We start from the raw sequence: 15,732 nt of genomic DNA on the forward strand, positions 1-15,732 counted from the left end.
ATCGGCCTCCGGGACGAGACGATGCCCCCCGGAGATTGAGCGTATCGTCCGGTTCCCGGGTCGGGAACGACGCCCGCGGCCTCCGGCGCGCATCGACTTTTTTCCGGACGGCGGACACCAGCATTCAGGATGATGCCCTAGGATGGCCGCATGCCTGAGACCCTCGATCCCCGCCTGACGCCGGCCCGGGCCGACATCGCCGCCCTGCACCTGCGCGGCCAGGTCACCGCGGAGCGCTTCGTCGCCGGCACGCCGCGCCGGGTCATCGCCCCCGCGGCGCCCCTGCGGCGCGCCCCCGCCCCGGACGCCGGGCTGGACACCGAGGCGCTGCTCGGCGACGCCGTCGAGCTCTACGCCGCGGCGGACGGCTTCGCCTTCGTGCAGCTCGCCCGCGACGGCTATGTCGGCTACCTGCCCGCCGACAGCCTCGGGCCGGCGGGGCCGGAGCCGACCCACCGGGTCACGGCGCTGCGCACCTTCCTGTACCCGGAACCGGACCTGAAGCGGCCCATCCGCGCCCATCTGAGCCTCGGAGCGCGGCTGGTGGTGACCGGCGAGGCGGGGGCGTATCTTGAGACCCCCGGCGGCTACGTGTTCGCCCGCCACTGCGCCCCGGTGGGGGAGCGCGCGTCCGACTACGCGGCCACGGCCCTGCGCTTGGTGGGGATCCCGTATCTCTGGGGCGGCCGGACGACGCTGGGGCTCGACTGTTCCGGCCTCGTGCAGCTCTGCCTCGACGCCGCGGGGCTCGCCTGCCCGCGCGACGCCGACCTGCAGGCGCGGGATCTCGGGCAGGCCCTGCCCCTCGACGGCGCGGCCCTGCGCCGGGGCGATCTCGTGTTCTGGCGTGGCCATGTCGGCCTGATGCTCGACCCCGAGACCCTGATCCACGCCAACGGCCACCACATGGCGGTGGCGGTGGAGCCCCTGGCCGAGGCGGTCGCCCGGATCCAGGCCCACAGCTTCGGCCCGGTGACCGGCCTCCGGCGCCTCTGAGGGGCCGGGTCCAAACCCGCGGCAATCGTGCTACAGGAGGGCCCCGCCGCGACCGTCCGGCCCGGTTCCTGGACCTGTTCCGGGACTTGGCCTGTTGACAGGACGGCCCCGCCCTCGCCACATCCCCCACATGACCGTCGAACCCGCGCCCCTCGAGCCCGCCCAGGGCAATGCCGGCAAGCCGCCGCTGGAGATCCTGCTCTGCGCCCCCCGGGGCTTCTGCGCCGGCGTGGTGCGGGCCATCGACGTGGTCGAGCGGGCGCTCGCCCTCTACGGACCGCCCGTCTACGTCCGTCACGAGATCGTGCACAACAAGTACGTGGTCGAGAGCCTGAAGCGGAAGGGCGCCGTGTTCGTGCGCGAGCTCGACGAGGTGCCCGACGGGGCCGCCCCGGTGATTTTCTCCGCCCACGGCGTCGCCAAGACGGTCCCGGCCAACGCCGATTCGCGCGGCCTCACCACCATCGACGCCACCTGCCCGCTGGTGACCAAGGTCCATCGCGAGGCCGAGATCCACCACAAGCGCGGCCGCCACGTGCTGCTGGTTGGCCATTCCGGCCATCCCGAGGTGGTCGGCACGATGGGCCAATTGCCCAAGGGCTCGATCACCCTGGTGGAGGATCTCGACCAGATCCAGGCCCTGACCCCCGAGAACCCCAACAACCTCGCCTGGGTCACCCAGACGACCCTGTCGGTGGATGACACCCGCCACATCGTCGAGGCACTCAAGAAGAAATTCCCGACCATCACCGGGCCGCACAAGGACGACATCTGCTACGCCACCACCAACCGCCAGGAGGCGGTGAAGCAGGTGGCGCCGCTGGTCGACGCCCTGATCGTGGTCGGCTCCTCCAACTCCTCGAACTCCCAGCGCCTGCGCGAGGTCGCCGAGCGGGTCGGCTGCCCGATCACCCGCCTCGTGCTGCGCGCCGAGGAGATCGACTGGCCGGCCTTCGAGGGGATCCGCAAGCTCGGACTCACCGCCGGCGCCTCGGCCCCCGAGGTGCTGGTCGAGGAGATCATCGAGGCCTTCGCGGCCCGCTACGACGTGATCGTCGACACGGTCTCGACGGTGGTGGAGGACATGGTCTTCCCGCTGCCGCGCGAATTGCGCAGCGAAGCCGCCGAGTAGGCTGCTTGGGATCCAGCCTCCGACGAGAGGGGCCCAATCCCGTCCAAACCCCTCACCCGGAGGGGCCGAAGCGCAGCGCAGGCCTCGAAGGCGCCCTCCGGGGACCGCTGCGATATCCGGAGGCCTCCCTCGCGGCCGCTGCGCAGCACCTCAGGATGAGGGGGTGGGTCGGAAGACCGGGACCGTCCGGCTCATCGGCGATCCCAAATCCCAGAAGAACCCCAACCCGAGCGCGAACACGTGGCCGTCTACACCGAGGTATCCGACGCGGCGCTCGCTGAGTTCCTGTCCGCCTACGCGATCGGCGGCCTGCTCTCCTACAAGGGCATCGCCGAGGGCGTCGAGAACTCGAACTTCTTCCTGCACACCACCCAGGGCTCCTACATCCTGACCCTCTACGAGAAGCGGGTCCGGGAGCAGGACCTGCCGTTCTTCATCGGGCTGATGGAGCACCTCTCGGCCCGCGGCCTCGCCTGCCCGCAGCCGGTGCGCGACCGGGCCGGCACGGCGCTGGGACGCCTGTGCGGCCGACCCGCCGCGATCGTCAGCTTCCTGGAGGGCGTCTCGGTCAAGGCGCCCGGCGTCGAGCATTGCCGGGCGCTCGGCCGGGCCCTGGCCGAGCTCCACGCCGCCGGCCGGGATTTCGCGATGGTGCGGGAGAACAGCCTCTCGGTGTCGTCCTGGCGCCCGCTCTTCGCCCAGGCCGAGGCCCAGGCCGATTCCGTCGCCCCGGGGCTGGCGGCGCGCACCCGTGCCGACCTCGCCTTCCTGGAGGCGCACTGGCCCCGGACGCTGCCGGGCGGGGTGATCCACGCCGACCTGTTCACCGACAACGTGTTCTTCATCGGCGACGCCCTGTCGGGCCTGATCGACTTCTACTTCGCCTGCACGGACGCCTTCGCGTACGACCTCGCGGTGTGCCTCAACGCGTGGTGCTTCGACCCGGACGGCACCGTCCACCGGGACATGGCGGCGGCCCTGATCGCCGGCTACGAGGCCGTGCGCCCCCTGGAGCCGGACGAGGTCGCGGCCCTGCCGATCCTGTGCCGGGGCGCCGCGCTCCGCTTCATGCTGACCCGGCTGGTCGACTGGCTGAACGTGCCCCCGGGGGCGCTGGTCAAGCCGAAGGACCCGCGGGAATTCGATCGCCGGCTCACCTTCCACCGGCAGGCGCGGGACGCCCGGGATTACGGGCGGCAGGGTTGAGGGCTGGATGAGCACCGACGTGACCGGCCCCGCCGGCGAGGCCGCGGCCGCGCCGATGCGGGTGAAGATCTATACGGACGGCGCCTGCTCGGGGAATCCCGGGCCGGGGGGCTGGGGGGCGATCCTGATCTTCGGCGACACCCGGAAAGAGCTCTCGGGGGGCGAGGCGCATACCACCAACAACCGGATGGAGATCCTGGCGGCGATCGAGGCCCTGGAGGCGCTCACGCGTCCCTGCCGGGTCGATCTGTTCACGGACTCGCAGTATCTGCGCCAGGGCATCACCGCCTGGATCCACAATTGGAAGGCGCGGGGCTGGCGCACCGCCGACAAGAAGCCGGTGAAGAACGAGGACCTCTGGCGCCGCATCGACGCCGCCCGCGACCGCCACGAGGTCGCTTGGCACTGGGTCAAGGGCCATGCCAGCGACCCGCTCAACAACCGGGTCGACGCGCTGGCCGTAGCGGCGATGCTGCCGTTCAAGCGGCGCTGAGCGTGAATCCGTGACTGTTTGACCTCGGTTCCACGCCGGTCGCACCGATCGGACATCCAACCCTGGCCCGCATCCTGAGGCGCCGAAACGCAGCGGAGGCCTCGAAGGAGCCCGCCTTCGCGGCGGCTTCGCCGCAGCTCAGGATGAGGGGGTGGATTGGGGCGCTCGGGACCTCTCGGTCCTGAGCGTCGCGCCGCCGTCGTGTAGCGGTACGCTTGGCTGTAAACCGAGCCGCGACCACCTCCCTGCCGAGCAGGCGGCCGGCTCGCGCCCCGTCGCGTCCCGTTCAGGGTCCGGGATGAAACCGTCCGGTCGTTCGATCGCCCGGGCTCTCAATCCGTCTCGCCGTCGAGGCCCAGCCAGTGGCGGCCGTCCCGGGCCAGGAGATCGTCCGCCGCCTTCGGCCCGGCGCTTCCGGCCGGGTAGGGGGCCACGTCCTGCTGCGGCCAGCCCTGGAGCAGCGGGTCGACCGCGGCCCAGCCCGCCTCGATATTGTCGGCCCGCTGGAACAGGGTCGCGTCGCCGGTCATGCAATCGTAGAGCAGCGTCTCGTAGCCGACATTCGGCGTGTCGGCGAAGAAATCCTTGTAGCGGAAGCCCGAGCGGACCCGGCCGATCTTCATCTGCGGCCCCGGCACCTTCACGTTGAACTCGCTGCTGACCCCGTGATCTGGATCGATCAGGATCCGCATCACGGTCGGCCCGAGATCGGCGTTGGGCGTGTCCTCGAACATCTTGAACGGGGCCGGCTTGAACAGGACCGCGATCTCGGTGCGCCGCCCGGTCATGCGCTTGCCGGTGCGGATGTAGAACGGCACCCCGGCCCAGCGCCAGTTCTCGATATGGAGCTTCAGGGCGATGTAGGTTTCGGTGACCGAATCCTTGGCGACGTGCGGCTCGTCCCGGTAGGCCGGGACATCGCGGCCCTCCGAGGTGCCGGCCGTGTACTGGCCGCGCACCGCATCCTCCGGCGGGATTGGCCGCACCGCCTCGGCGAGCTTGGCCTTCTCGGTGCGCACGGCCTCCGCCGCGAAGGAGTTCGGCGGCTCCATGCCGACCATGCACAGGAGCTGGAACATGTGGTTCGGCACCATGTCGCGCAGCGCCCCGGTCGGCTCGTAGAACCCGCCGCGCTCCTCGACGCCGACCGTCTCGGCCGCCGTGATCTGGATGCTGTCGATGTATTCCCGCCGCCAGACCGGCTCCAGCAGCCCGTTGGCGAAGCGGAACGCCATGATCGACTGGACCGTGTCCTTCCCGAGGAAGTGATCGATCCGGTAGAACTGGCTCTCGTCGGCCTGTTTCAGGATCCGGGCGTTGAGTTCCCGGGCCGAGGCCAGGTCCGAGCCGAACGGCTTCTCGATCACGACCCGGCGGAAATCGCCGTTCTCCTGCTTGAGCAGGCCGGCCTGGCCGAGGCCGTCCACGATCGTCCCGAAGAACCGGGCCGCCACCGCACAGTAGAACACCGCGCTGCCGGTGATCCGGCTGCCGATCGCGGAAAACGTCTCGGGTTTCTCGAAATCGCCCTTCAGGTAGTGCAGCCGGTCGCGGATGAAGCCCCAGCTCTTGGCGTCGATATGGTCGGCGTGGAACTCCGAGGTCGGGTCCTTGCTGAACGCCTCCAGGGTCTTGGTGAGGGTGTCGCGCAGGGACTCGTCCGTGCCGTCGGAATGGTCGACGCCCAGGATCGAGAACCCTTCGGGCAGGAGCCCCGCCCCGGCGAGGTTGTAGAGGGAGGGCATCAGCAGGCGCTTGGTCAGGTCGCCCCCGGCGCCGAAGATCACCAGCGTGCAGGGCGGCGCCGGCTCGGTGCCGCAGGCGGCGTCGTCCTTGAGGGCTGTCTTCTGCTCGACCATTCCCGATTCCCGTCCGATTGCGGCGCAGCAAGCCGCCTGACAACCCGCCGCACCGGGGGGCCGTTCCGGCGCCCGCGCACGCGGCCGGGCGGCGCGCCTCCTACTCGTCCGGGCGGACCGCCTGGCCGCCCCGGTCGATCGGCAGGCTCGGGCCCTTCAGCTCGGAATCACTCGGCAGGGAGCGCACGTCCCAGCCGCCGCCCAGCGCCCGGATCAGCGTCACCGCCGCGGTGAAGCGGCTGAGCCGCACCTGGAGGGCATTGATCTCGTTGGTCACGAGCAGCCCCTGCGCGGTCACCACGGTGGTGAAGTTCTGGGTGCCGGCCCGGTACTCGTTCAAGGTGATCTCCACCGCCTTGCGCGACAGGTCGACCGCCTTGTCCTGGGCCCCCTGCTGCTGGGCGAGGATGCGCAAGGCCGCCATCTGGTTCTCGACCTCGGCGAAGGCGGCGAGAACCACCTGCCGGTAATTGGCCACCTGGGCGTCGTAGCCGGCCTCGGCCGAGCGGACGGCCGCCGTGCGGGCGCCGCCGTCGAACAGGGTCTCGCTGCCGGAGGCCGCCACCGACCAGACCTGGTTGGCCGCCGAGAACAGGCCGTTGCGGGTCAGCCCCGAGACGCCGCCCTGGGCCGAGATCGTGACCGTGGGGAAGAAGGCCGCCACCGCCACGCCGATGCGCTCGCTCTGCGCCTGGACGAGGCGCTCGGCCTGGGCCACGTCCGGCCGCCGTTCCAGCAGGTCGCCGGGGATCCCCACCGGCACGCCCGGGGGATTCTTGGCGATGCCGGAGACCGGGATCGACACCTCCGAGGGGGGGCGCCCGATCAGGGTGGCGATGGCGTTGACGTATTGCACCCGGGTCAGCCGCACCGCGATGGCCTGGGCCTCGATGGTCTGGACCTGCGTCTGCGCGGTGATGACGTCCGACCGGGCCGCGACGCCCGCGGCGTACTGGTTCTCGGTGATCGCCGCGGTCTTCTTGAAGTTCTCGATATTCTCGTCGAGCACCTTCTGGAGCGAATCGGCGTAGCGCACGGTCAGGTAATCGGCCGCGACCTCGGCCTGGATGGTCAGGCGGGTCAGCGCGATCGTGGCGGCGTCGGATTGGGCGAGCGCCGCCTCGCTCTCGATGGTCCGGCGGGTACCGCCGAACAGGTCGAGTTGCCAGCTGGCTTCGCCGAGGAGGGCCGCGCTGGTGCGCACGGTCCCGGTGCTGCCGCCGCCGCTGCCGGTGCGGGTGATGCTCGGCGCGCCGATCACCGTCGGGTACAGGGCGGCCTGCGCGGAGGCGACCAGCGCCCGGGCCTGCCGGTAATTGGCCACCGCCTGCCGGAGCGACTGGTTGTCGACATCGACGAGGCGGATCAGCCGGTCGAGGGTCGGGTCCTTGAACACCCGCCACCAGTCGCCGCGCTCGACGGCATCGTTGGGCCGGGCCTCGCGAAACCCCGTCTTCCGCGCGGCGACATAGGCCGGGCTGTCCTCCCGGACCCCGCCCTGCCGGTAGCCGAGCGGCGTTTCCACGGAGGGCCGGGAGTAATCGGGGCCGACCACGCAGCCGGTCATGAGGGGGGCGGCGAAGAGGAGGGCCGCGAGCGTGCGGGACGCTCTCCCGCCCCCCGCTGCGGGGGAGGGTGGCCCCCGCGTCACCAGGGGTCGGGAGAGGGGAGCGACGGTGCCGGAGAGGTCGCGACGATCGCTCCATCCGGAATCGTCGCGCTGACCCTCTCCCCCCCTGCTGCGCAGGGTACCCTCCCCCGCAGAGGGGGGAGGGCGTGTCGCGCGCACGACCGCGGCCGCCGATGTTTCACGTGAAACCTTAACCATCACTCTCCGGCCGGCAGCGCCGCTTCTCCGCCCCGCCCGGCGCGCCTGCGGCGGTCGAGCACCCTGTGCCGGAGGCGATCCAGGGTGAGGTAGACGACGGGGGTGGTGTAGAGGGTCAGGATCTGGCTCACGATCAATCCGCCCACGATGGCGATGCCCAGGGGCCGGCGCAGCTCCGCGCCCTCGCCGTTGGCGAGGATCAGCGGCACGGCGCCGAGCATCGCCGCCAGGGTCGTCATCATGATCGGCCGGAAGCGCAGGAGACAGGCCTCCCGGATCGCGTCCACGGGATTCGCACCCCGGGTCCGCTCCGCGTCGATCGCCACGTCGATCATCATGATGGCGTTCTTCTTCACGATGCCGATCAGCAGGAAGACCGCGATCAGCGCGATGATCGTGAAGTCGGTGCCGGTGACCAGCAGGGCCAGCACCGCGCCGACGCCGGCCGAGGGCAGGGTCGAGAGGATCGTCAGCGGGTGGACGAAGCTCTCGTACAGGATTCCCAGCACCGCGTAGACCGCCAGGATGGCGGCCAGGATCAGCAGCGGCTGGCGCGAGGCCGAGGCGACGTAGTTCTTGGCCGCCCCCGCATATTCGCCGTGAATCGTCGCCGGCAGGTGCAGGGACGCCATGGCCCGGTCGATGGCGTCGGTGGCGTCCGACAGGCTCTTGCCCGGGGCGAGGTTGAACGAGATCGTGGTGGCCACGAACAGGCCCTGATGGCTCACCTGGACCGGGGCGCTGCCGGGCTCGATCCGGGCGAAGGCTGAGAGCGGCACCATCGTTTCCTTGGCGGCCGAGACCGGGGCGCTCGACGAGGCGCCGCCCTTCGAGGCCGCGATGGCGTTGGACGAGGCGTTGCGGGCGGAATCGGACGCGATGGCGGCGGCGTTCGAGGCGGTGTCGGCCGTGCTGGCCGAGGCGGCGGCCGCCGAGACCGCGCCGGTGCTGCCCGTGCTGCCGCCCACCGCCCCGGTGCCGGCGGCGGCGCCGGTCGCGGTCGACGCGGCGGACGCGCTGCCCGGGCTGCTGGTGCCGGTCGCCGCGTTGGTGTTGACGCCCCCCGCCGCCGCCACGGTGCCGGCCACCGCGTTGGTGGTGGCCGAGCCGGCCGCGTTGCCCCCGGAGGTGGAGACGTAGATCTGCTTGAGCGTCTCCGGCGTCTCCAGGTAGCGCGGGGCGATCTCCATCACGACGTGGTACTGGTTCAGCGGGTTGTAGATGGTCGAGACCTGGCGCTGGCCGAAGGCGTCGTAGAGGGTGTTGTCGATCTTGTTCGGGGTGATGCCGTAGCGGAAGGCCGTGTTGCGGTCGATCACCACCCGGCTCTCCAGCCCGCCCTCCTGCTGGTCGGAGGTGACGTCCGCGAAGACCGGGTCCTTCTGCAGGGCCGTCACCAGCTTCGGCGCGGCGGAAAACAGCTCCTCGGCGGTGTCCCCCTGGAGGGTGTACTGGTACTGGGCGAAGCTCTGGCGGCCGCCCATCTGGAGGTCCTGCCGGGGGAAGACGTAGAGGCGCGCCCCCGCCACCTGGGCGAGCTTCGGCCGCAGCCGCGCCATCACGGCGGAGATCGGCGCCCGCGTGTTGAGCGGCTTCAGGCCGACGAACACGTTGGCCGAGTTGGTGCCGCGCCCCCCGGTGAAGCCGACGACGCTCTCCACCGCCGGATCGGCGCCGACGATCGCCGTCGCCTGCTTGAGCTTCTGCTCCATGGACTGGAACGAGATGCGCTGGTCGGCCTGGATGCCGCCCATCATCTGGCCGGTATCCTGCTCGGGGAAGAAGCCCTTCGGGACGATCACGTAGAGGTAGACGTTGAGCCCGACCGTGGCGAGGAGGCTCAGCAGCACGATCCGCGGATGGGCGAGCGCCACCGCCAGCGTCCGCGCGTAGGCGTCGAGCAGCCGGGAGAAGCCCCCCTCCAGGATCCGGATCACCCAGTTCGGCCGGCGCCCGGGGGCCGGTCCCCCGTCGGGGCCATGGCCCTCGGCCCGGAGCAGCCGGGCGCACATCATCGGCGTGGTCGTGAGCGACAACACCAGGGATATCAGGATCGACAGGGACAGGGTGACGGAGAATTCCTGGAAGATCCGGCCGACGAGGCCGCCCATCAGCAGGATCGGCAGGAACACCGCGATGAGCGACAGGCTCATCGAGATCACCGTGAACCCGACCTCCCGGGCGCCGATCAGCGCCGCCTGGAGCCGGGACTTGCCGTCCTCGATGTGCCGCTGGACGTTCTCCAGCACCACGATGGCGTCGTCGACCACGAAGCCGGTGCCGATGATCAGCGCGGTCAGCGACAGGATGTTGAGCGAGTAGTTCAGCAGGTACATCGCCGAGAAGGTGCCGATGATCGAGATCGGCACGGCGACCGCCGGGATCAGGGTGGCCCGCCAGGAGCGCAGGAAGCCGAACACCACCAGGATCACGAGGCCGACCGCCACCAGCAGCGTCTCCTCGGTGGCCTCCAGGGAGGCGCGGATCGTGGCGCTGCGGTCGCCGGTGAGCTTGATGTCGATGCCCCCGGGGAGCGCCGCGATGATCTGCGGCAGGGCGTCCTTCACGGCCTGGATGGTCTCGACCACGTTGGCGCCGGGCTGCTTGTAGACGAACAGCAGCACGCCAGACTGGCCGTTGACGATGCCGAGGTTGCGCTTGTCCTCGACGCCGTCGAGCACCTGGCCGACATCGGTGAGCTTCACCGCGGCGCCGTTGCGGTAGGCCACGATGATGTCGCGGTAATCGGCGGCCTTGTTGCCCTGGTCGTTGGCGTAGAGCTGGTAGCGGCGTCCCCCGGCGTCGATCTCGCCCTTGGGCGAGTTGGCGTTGGCCGAGGCCAAAGCCGCCCGGATGCCCTCCAGGCCGATGCCGTAGTTGAACAGGGCGGTGGGATCGAGCTCCACCCGCACCGCCGGCAGGGACGAGCCGCCGATATCGACATTGCCGACGCCCGGCAGCTGCGACAGCTTCTGCTGCACCACCGTGGCGGCGGAATCGTAGACCTGGCCGCGGGTGAGGGTGTCCGAGATCATGCCGAGGATGATGATCGGCGTGTCGGCGGGGTTGAACTTCCGGTAGGTCGGGTTCTGCCGGAGCGCGGTCGGCAGGTCGGCCCGGGCCGCGTTGATCGCCGCCTGGACGTCGCGGGCCGCGCCGTCGATGTCCCGGTTCAGGCCGAACAGCAGCACGATCCGGGTGGAGCCGAGCGCGTTCGTGGAGGTCATCTCGTTGACGTCCGCGATGGCGCCGAGCCGCCGTTCGAGGGGCGCCGCCACGGTGGTGGCCATGGTCTCCGGCGAGGCGCCGGGCATCTGCGCCTGGACCAGGATGACCGGGAAGTCGATCTGCGGCAGCGGCGCCACCGGCAGCCTCAGGAACGCGAACAGGCCGGCGAGCAGCACGCCGATCGTGAGCAGCGTGGTCGCGACCGGCCGCCGGATGAACGGCTCGGAGATGTTCACGGGAGCGCCTCGCCGCTCTCCAGCTCAGGTCCCCGCCGCCCCGCGATCCGCCGCTCCAGACGGTCGAACGCCAGGTAGATCACCGGGGTCGTGAACAGGGTCAGCACTTGGCTGACGATCAACCCGCCGGCGATGCAGATGCCCAGCGGCTGGCGCAGCTCCGACCCCTCGCCGGTGCCGAGGATCAGCGGCACCGCGGCGAAGAGCGCCGCCAGCGTCGTCATCAGGATCGGCCGGAAGCGCAGCAGGCAGGCCTGGAAGATCGCCTCCCGGGGCTCCAGCCCGTCCTCGCGCTCGGCCTGGAGCGCGAAGTCGATCATCATGATCGCGTTCTTCTTCACGATGCCGATCAGGAGCACGATGCCGATCACCGCGATGATGTCGAGCGACAGCCCGAACAGCATCAGGCCGAGCAGCGCCCCGATCCCCGCGGACGGCAACGTCGAGAGGATGGTGATCGGGTGGATGAAACTCTCGTAGAGCACGCCGAGCACGATGTAGACGGTGACGATCGCCGCCAGCACCAGGAACAGCTCGTTGCTGAGCGCCGCCTGGAAGGCGAAGACCGAGCCCTGCGGCACCACCCGGAACGAGGCCGGCAGGCCGATCTCGGCCTTGGCCTGGTCGATCGCCTCCACCGCCTGGCCCAGCGCCGCGCCGGGGGCGAGGTTGAACGACACGGTGGTGGCCGGGAACTGGCCGAGATGCGAGATCAGCAGCGGCGCCCGCCGCTCGCTGATCCGCGCCACCGCGGAGAGCGGCACCTGCCCATTGGTGGCCGTGGAGGAGGGCAGGTAGATCGTCTCCAGGCTGCGCAGGGTCGTGTGCAGGCTCGGGTCCGCCTCCAGGATCACCCGGTACTGGTTGGACTGGGTGAAGATCGTCGAGATGATCCGCTGGCCGAAGGCGTCGTAGAGGGCGTTGTCGATGGTGGCCGGGGTGATGCCGTAGCGGCCGGCGGTGGGCCGGTCGATGGTCACGTAGGCGGCGAGCCCCTGGCCCTGGTGATCGCTGGCCACGTCCCTGAACACGGGCGATTGGGCCAGCGCCTCGGTGAAGCGCGGCACCCAGGTCTCGAAATCGTCGATGTTCGGGCTCTCGAGGATGACCTGGTACTGGGTCGCCGAGACCGCGGTGTCGATGGTCAGGTCCTGGACCGGCTGCATGTAGAGCCGCGTGCCGGGCTCCCCCGCGGCCGCCGCCGAGATCCGCCGGATGATCGCGCTGGCGGAATCGGTCCGCGCCTCCCGGGGTTTCAGGTTGATCAGCATCCGGCCGGAATTGAGGGTGACGTTCTGGCCGTCGACCCCGATGAACGACGACAGGCTGGCGACATCCGGGTCCTTCAGGACGATCTCGGCCATCCGCTGCTGGCGTTCGGCCATGGCCGCGAAGGAGACCGACTGCTCGGCCTGGGTGATGCCCTGGATCACGCCGGTGTCCTGGACCGGGAAGAAGCCCTTGGGGATGACCACGAACAGGTAGGCGGTGAGCGCCAGCGTCCCCAGGGCCACCAGCAGGGTCAGGCCCTGATGGTCGAGGACGACCCGCAGGGCGCGGCCGTAGGCCTCGATCGTGCCGTCGATGGCGCGCCGGCCGAGCCGGGACAAGGCGCCCTCCCGGCGGCGGACCTGCGATTCCGGCACGTGCTTCAGGAGCCGGGCGCACAGCATCGGCACCAGGGTCAGCGACACCACCGCCGAGATCACGATCGTGGCCGCCAGCGTGATGGCGAATTCGTGGAACAGGCGCCCGACCACGTCGCCCATGAACAGGAGCGGGATCAGCACCGCGATCAGCGAGACGGTGAGCGAGATGATGGTGAAGCCGATCTCGCGGGAGCCCTTGAGCGCCGCCTCGAGGGGCGAATCGCCGGCCTCGACGTGCCGGGCGATGTTCTCGATCACCACGATGGCGTCGTCGACTACGAAGCCGGTGGCGATGGTCAGCGCCATCAGCGACAGGTTGTCGAGGGAGAAGCCGTAGAGGTCCATCACCGACAGGGCGCCGACCAGCGACAGGGGCACCGACAGGCTCGGGATCAGGGTTGCCGACAGGCTGCGCAGGAACAGGAAGATCACCAGCACCACCAGGGCGATGGCGAGGCCGAGCTCGAACTGCACGTCGTCCACGGAGGCGCGGATCGTGGTGGTGCGGTCGGTGAGCGGCGCCACCGCGACGGCGGCCGGCAGGCTCGCCTGGAGCTGCGGCAGCAGGGACTTGATCTTGTCGACGGTGGCGATGACGTTGGCGCCCGGCTGGCGCTGGATGTTGAGGATCACCGCCGGCGTCGTGTCGGCCCAGGCGCCGAGCTTGGTGTTCTCCGGCCCCTCGACCACGTCGGCCACCTCCGAGAGCATCACCGGGGCGCCGTTGCGATAGGCGATGATCGCCGCGTTGTAGGCCTTGGGATCGCGGATCTGGTCGTTGGCGTCGATCGCGTAGGACTGCTTCGGCCCGTCGATCGTGCCCTTGGGCGTGTTGACGTTCAGGTTGGTGATGGTCGTGCGCAGGTCGTCGATGTTGAGCCCGTAGGCGGCGAGCGCCCGGGCGTTGAACCGCACCCGCACGGAGGGGCGCTGCCCCCCTGAGATGCTCACGAGGCCGACGCCCGCCACCTGGCTGATCTTCTGGGCCAGGCGCGACTCGGCGAGGTCGCGCACCTGGGTCAGCGGCAGGGTTTTCGATGTCAGCGCCAGGGTCAGGACTGGGGCGTCGGCCGGGTTGACCTTGGCGTAGATCGGCGGCGCCGGCAGGTCCGAAGGCAACAGGTTGCCGGCGGCGTTGATCGCCGCCTGGACCTGCTGCTCGGCGATGTCCAGCGACAGGTCCAGGCTGAACTGCAGGGTGATGACCGAGGCCCCCGCGGAGGATTGCGAGGTCATCTGGTTGAGGTTGGCGAGCTGCCCGAACTGCCGCTCCAGGGGCGCGGTCACCGAGGAGGTCATCACCTCGGGGCTGGCACCGGGGTAGAAGGTCTGGATCTGGATCGTCGGATAGTCGACGGCCGGCAGCGCCGAGACCGGCAGGTTCAGGTACGAGACGCCGCCGACGATCAGGATCGCCAGCATCAAGAGCGTCGTGGCGACCGGGCGCAGGATGAACAGGCGGGACGGGTTCATGACGCGCGCGCCTTCTCCCTCCCCCCTCTGCGGGGTAGGGTACCCTGCCAAGCAGGGGGGGAGAGGGGAGCGACGGTGCAGGAGAGAGCGCTGGCCCTCATGAAGGCTGCGACCAATTCGGAAGCGTCGCGCCCCTCACCCGACCCCTGCTGACGCAGGGGCCACCCTCCCCCGCAGAGGGGGGAGGGGGTGAAGCGGCTGTCGCCCGCCAACCCCGAACTCACTGCGCCTGACGGCGCCGGTGCCGACGACCGCCCTCCGCTGTCCCCTGGGCGTCCGCCGCCGCAGCCTCGGCCGGCTTCGCCTCCGCGGCCTTGCCGTCGCCCGCGGCCGCCTGCGCGCCCTCAGTGATCCGGACCGGGGCGCCGTCCTTCAGCCGGTCGGTGCCGTCGGTGACGACCCGGTCCCCCGGGTTCAGCCCGGAGGCCACGACGGTGTTGGTCCCGTCGGTCTCGCCGGTCTTGATCGGCCGGACCGTGACCTTGTTGTCCCCGTCCATCAGGTAGACGTAGGTGCCGGGCGTGCCCTGGAGCAGGCTCGCGTTCGGCACTAGGGTGGCGTTCCGCACCGTGTCGACGGTCAGCTTGGCGTTGACGAACTGGTTCGGGAACAGCTCCTCGTCGCCGTTGTCGAACAGGGCGCGCAGCTTCACCGTGCCGGTGGTCGTGTCGATCTGGTTGTCGACCGTGTCGAGGGTGCCGGTGGCGATCTGGTGGGCGTCGCCGCGGTCGTAGGCGCGCACGGCGAGCTTGGCGCCGGCGCGGACCTTGCGCATCACCCGGGCCACGTCGTCCTCCGGCAGGGTGAAGATCACCGAGATCGGGTGGAGCTGGGTCACCACCACGATCGCCGTCGAGGCGGCCGAGATGTAGTTGCCCTGGTCGACCTGCCGCAGGCCGACCCGTCCGTCCACGGGCGAGGTGATGTGGGTGTAGGCGATGTTGAGCTTCTGCTGGTCGACCAGCGCCTGGTCGGCCGCGACCGTGCCCTCGTTCTGCTTCACCAGGGCGGCCTGGGTGTCGACGTTCTGCTTCGAGATCGAATCCTGCCGGTTCAGGGTCTGGTAGCGCTGCAGGTCGAGCTTCGAGTTCTGCAGCAGCGCCTGGTCGCGGGCGAGCTGGCCCTGGTACTGGGCCAGCAGCGCCTCGTAGGGGCGGGAATCGATCTCGGCGAGTTCGTCGCCCGCCTTCACGGCCTGGCCCTCGCGGAACTTCACCAGGGTGAGATAGCCGCTGATCTGCGATTTCACCGTCACGGTGGCCAGCGGCGTCACCGTGCCGAGGCCCTGGAGCACCACCGGCATGTCGCCGGTGATCGCGGTGGCGATGCCCACCGCCTGGGGCATGTCGCCGCCGCCGCCGCCGTGCCGGCCGCCGCCCCGATGCGCCGTCGCGGGCTCGGCCGCCTTGTCGGTGCGCGCCTCGTACCAGCGATGGCCGATCGCCCCGGCGCCGGCGAGCAGCACCAGGATCACGAGCCAGCGGATCGGCCGGAACCGCCGCGTGCGGACCTCGCGTGCGGGCGCCTCGCCGGGCTGATAGGCGCGGGCAGTGTCGGTCCGGATCGGTGAACTCTCGTTCATGCCTGATTAGAGCCCATGCCGGCCGCCTGCGCGACCGCCGGTGCCCTATC

At 70.5% G+C, this 15,732-nt stretch carries 9 protein-coding genes; 4 read left to right on the plus strand and 5 right to left on the minus strand.

What is annotated here, in order from left to right; genetic code table 11:
• Positions 1-150: 150 nt before the first annotated feature.
• The 4 genes from MKK69_RS26830 to rnhA all read left to right on the plus strand — a co-directional run bounded on the left by MKK69_RS26830 (position 151) and on the right by rnhA (position 3,827).
• Positions 151-996 carry a C40 family peptidase gene (locus MKK69_RS26830; protein WP_243973052.1) on the plus strand — a complete coding sequence of 282 codons (846 nt, stop codon included), beginning with the start codon at positions 151-153 and terminating at the stop codon, positions 994-996.
• A 130-nt stretch (positions 997-1,126) separates the two neighbouring features.
• On the plus strand, positions 1,127-2,128 hold the full coding sequence (gene ispH / locus MKK69_RS26835; RefSeq protein WP_243973053.1) for a 4-hydroxy-3-methylbut-2-enyl diphosphate reductase: 1,002 nt from the start codon (positions 1,127-1,129) through the stop codon (positions 2,126-2,128).
• Positions 2,129-2,368: 240 nt separating this feature from the next.
• Entirely contained in the window at positions 2,369-3,334 is a 966-nt protein-coding gene (locus MKK69_RS26840) for a homoserine kinase (protein WP_243973054.1), read from the plus strand.
• A gap of 7 nt (positions 3,335-3,341) precedes the next feature.
• A complete protein-coding gene (rnhA, locus tag MKK69_RS26845) occupies positions 3,342-3,827 on the plus strand; it encodes a ribonuclease HI (protein ID WP_243973055.1) in 486 nt (161 codons plus the stop codon).
• A gap of 332 nt (positions 3,828-4,159) precedes the next feature.
• Here the strand turns inward: rnhA and zwf are convergent, their stop codons facing one another.
• The 5 genes from zwf to MKK69_RS26870 all read right to left on the minus strand — a co-directional run bounded on the left by zwf (position 4,160) and on the right by MKK69_RS26870 (position 15,682).
• On the minus strand, positions 4,160-5,686 hold the full coding sequence (gene zwf / locus MKK69_RS26850; RefSeq protein WP_243973056.1) for a glucose-6-phosphate dehydrogenase: 1,527 nt from the start codon (positions 5,684-5,686) through the stop codon (positions 4,160-4,162).
• 100 nt (positions 5,687-5,786) lie between these two features.
• Positions 5,787-7,337: an efflux transporter outer membrane subunit gene (locus tag MKK69_RS26855; RefSeq protein ID WP_313900890.1), complete on the minus strand. Its 1,551-nt coding sequence runs from the start codon at positions 7,335-7,337 to the stop codon at positions 5,787-5,789.
• Positions 7,338-7,513: 176 nt separating this feature from the next.
• On the minus strand, positions 7,514-10,978 hold the full coding sequence (locus MKK69_RS26860; RefSeq protein WP_243973060.1) for an efflux RND transporter permease subunit: 3,465 nt from the start codon (positions 10,976-10,978) through the stop codon (positions 7,514-7,516).
• Positions 10,975-14,100, minus strand: coding sequence for an MdtB/MuxB family multidrug efflux RND transporter permease subunit (locus MKK69_RS26865; protein ID WP_243973062.1), 3,126 nt, complete (start codon positions 14,098-14,100; stop codon positions 10,975-10,977). The genes MKK69_RS26860 and MKK69_RS26865 overlap by 4 nt, the downstream gene beginning before the upstream one ends.
• A gap of 220 nt (positions 14,101-14,320) precedes the next feature.
• On the minus strand, positions 14,321-15,682 hold the full coding sequence (locus MKK69_RS26870; protein ID WP_243973064.1) for an MdtA/MuxA family multidrug efflux RND transporter periplasmic adaptor subunit: 1,362 nt from the start codon (positions 15,680-15,682) through the stop codon (positions 14,321-14,323).
• Between the last annotated feature and the right edge of the window lie 50 nt (positions 15,683-15,732).

It is taken from the genome of Methylobacterium sp. J-026, from assembly GCF_022829585.1.
Lineage (GTDB): Bacteria > Pseudomonadota > Alphaproteobacteria > Rhizobiales > Beijerinckiaceae > Methylobacterium.